The organism is Stenotrophomonas sp. HMWF023 (genome assembly GCF_003060985.1).
GTDB classification, from domain to species: Bacteria; Pseudomonadota; Gammaproteobacteria; order Xanthomonadales; family Xanthomonadaceae; genus Stenotrophomonas; species Stenotrophomonas lactitubi.
This window is the reverse complement of sequence record NZ_QAIJ01000217.1, coordinates 1-1,765: the sequence shown is the minus strand read 5'-3', so window position 1 is coordinate 1,765 and position 1,765 is coordinate 1. Positions and strand designations below refer to the sequence as shown.

Here is a 1,765-nt window from a genome sequence, read left to right as displayed (position 1 = left end):
GGCCGGCTTCAGCCAGGGCGGCATCATGGCCGCCAGCGTCGCCCTGACCCAGCCGCAGCGGGTGACATCCTTCGCGATCCTGTGCGGGCGCATCCTGCCGGAAATCGCGCCGAGCATCCCGGCTGATGTGGGCCAGGCCGGGCTGGACGCGCTGGTGGTGCACGGCTACGACGACGACAAGCTGCCCTTCACCCTGGCCGAAGCCGCATCGCACCGGTTGCAGGCACTGGGCGTGGCCCATCAGCTGCGTGGCTACCCGGTCGGCCATGCGTTGTCCGCGGAAATGCAGCGGGACACGCTGGCGTGGCTCGAGCGGCGCTTGCTGTCGCGGTCCTGACGCGCATTCAGATGGCTGGCCGCAGTGGCGGCCTGCTGTGTTAAGTTTTTTCCCGTCCCCCGGCGCACTCCGGTTTTTCCGGCCCCACGCGCCGCTCCTGTGGAAGAAGCATGCACACCATCGAAGTCGTCCTGGCGATGCTGGTGGCCGTTGTCGCCAGCGGTTACCTGGTTCGCGTCCTGCCATTCTCGTTGCCGCTGCCGCTGGTACAGATCGGCCTCGGTGCGGTGATCGCCGGGGTATTCAATCGCGGCCACGCGCTGGAGCCGGAAGTGTTCTTCCTGCTGTTCCTGCCGCCGCTGCTGTTCCTCGATGGCTGGCGCATTCCCAAGCAGGGCCTGTTCCGCGACAAGGGCGCGATCCTCGAACTGGCGTTCGGGCTGGTGGTGTTCACCGTGATCGGCGCGGGCCTGCTGATCCACTGGATGATTCCGGTGATGCCGCTGGCGGTGTGCTTCGCGCTGGCCGCGATCGTGTCACCGACCGACCCGGTGGCCGTCGGTGCGATCGCCGCCAAGGCGCCGATTCCCAAGCGCTTGATGCACATCCTGGAAGGCGAGTCGCTGCTCAACGATGCCTCCGGCCTGGTCTGCTTCCGCTTCGCGGTGGCGGCGGTGATGACCGGTACGTTCTCGTTGGCGACCGCGTCGCTGACCTTCCTGTGGGTGGCGGTGGCCGGCCTGGCCGTCGGCGTGGCGGTCACCCTTGGCGTGTCCACGTTCCAGCGCTGGCTGTGGCGCCGCTTCGGCGAAGAGCCGGGCGCGGCGATGCTGGTCAACCTTCTGATCCCGTTCGCGGCGTACCTGCTGGCTGAAGAGATCAACGCCTCGGGCATTCTTGCTGCGGTGGCAGCGGGCATCTCCATGAGCTACGTGGAAATGACCGGCCGTGTCTCCGGCAGCATGCGCGTGCAGCGCGCCGGCGTCTGGAACATGCTGCAGTTCAGCTTCAACGGCATCATGTTCGTTCTGCTGGGCGAGCAGTTGCCGGGCATTGTCGAACGCGCCACCACCACCATGAACGAGAGCGGCCACCAGAGCGCGTGGTGGCTGCTGGTGTACGTGCTGGTGATCAACGCGACGCTGATCGCGCTGCGCCTGCTGTGGGTGTGGCTGTCGCTGCGCTGGAACCTGCTGCGCGCGCGACGCCGCGGCCTGGAGCATGGCGAGGCACCGAACTGGCGCATCGTGGTGGCCACCTCTGTGGCGGGTGTGCGTGGTGCGATCACCTTGGCCGGTGTGTTGACGCTGCCGCTGCTCCTGCCCGATGGCAGCCCGTTCCCGGCACGTGACCTCGTGATCTTCCTGGCTGCCGCGGTGATCCTGTGCTCGCTTGTCGGCGCCAGCGTGGCGCTGCCGCAGCTGTTGAAAGGCCTGCAGCTGCCGGCCGATTCGGGTGAGCGCAAGGAAGAGGATCTGGCCCGCAAGC

At 67.5% G+C, this 1,765-nt stretch carries 1 protein-coding gene and 1 pseudogene; both read left to right on the top strand.

Going from position 1 to position 1,765, the window contains the following annotated elements; genetic code table 11:
• A pseudogene (locus DBR20_RS22340) lies at nucleotides 1-337 on the top strand (phospholipase); the annotation flags it as partial.
• A 110-nt stretch (nucleotides 338-447) separates the two neighbouring features.
• On the top strand, nucleotides 448-1,765 hold a 1,318-nt coding region (locus DBR20_RS11635; protein WP_108266274.1), incomplete at its 3' end, for a Na+/H+ antiporter.